Consider the following 881-nt stretch of genomic DNA (forward strand, 5'->3'; position numbering starts at 1 on the left):
GCGCGCAGCGCCGGCGTGACGTCGATGGTCAGCCGGGCGGTAAAGCGGTTGATGGTCGAAGGCTTGTCCGGCGCCCTGACCCAGCGTTCGGGATCGGCGGGACGCGCCGCGAAGCCGGGCGGCGTGCGACGTTCCGTCATGGCGAAATTCCTTCGCCGAGCGGCAGCACGGAGGCGATGCGGTCGCGCGCCTTTTGCGCCATGACTGGATCGATCTCGCAGCCGACATAGCGCCGACCGGCGAGCCGGCAGGCGACACCGGCCGCGCCCGAGCCGGCGAACCAGTCGCCCACCAGGCCACCTGGTGGGCAGCTCGTGCGGATCAGGATCTCCAGCAGTGCCACCGGCTTCTCGGTGGGATGGATGGCGCGCCCATGCGCATTGCGGACCGGAATCACGGAGCGCATCAGGCGCGGGCCGCCATCCTCGCTCACGTAATGGCCGGCATCGATCCGGCCCATGTGGGGCGGCCGGTGTCTCCGCCTTACCGTGCGCGCCCGCGCATCGGACGTGGTGGGAACCACGTTGTAGACGGCGCGCCAGGGCGTATCGTCGCGATAGAACTGGACGATCAGTTCATGCACGCGGCGGAAGCGATCGGCATGGAAGCTGGAACCGTTCTGCTTCTCCCAGACCAGTTCCTGAGCATATTTCCAGCCCGCATTCCGAAATGCCGCGTTGGATGCGAGAAAGCTCCGCAGGGAGCCGAAGACCCAGAGCGAGCCGCTCGGTTTCAGGGCGGCGAGTGCCTTGCCGGGCCAGTCCGCCACGCGCCGGTCCCAGGCGAGCGACGTATCGCCATAGGGCGGGTCGACCAGGATCATGTCGTAGGGGCCGTGCCAGGGCATCAGGAGCGCGCTGTCGCCGGTCAGGAGGGTCATG

Annotated in this window: 1 protein-coding gene; it reads right to left on the bottom strand. The window is 68.4% G+C overall.

Translation table 11 applies throughout. The features are described 5' to 3' along the window. Positions 1-136: 136 nt before the first annotated feature. Positions 137-881: DNA-methyltransferase (locus tag GOB81_RS17370; protein WP_003618763.1), on the bottom strand; the 745-nt coding region annotated here is incomplete at its 5' end.

Origin of the sequence: Acetobacter conturbans (assembly GCF_011516755.1) — a bacterium.
Classification (GTDB): domain Bacteria; phylum Pseudomonadota; class Alphaproteobacteria; order Acetobacterales; family Acetobacteraceae; genus Acetobacter; species Acetobacter conturbans.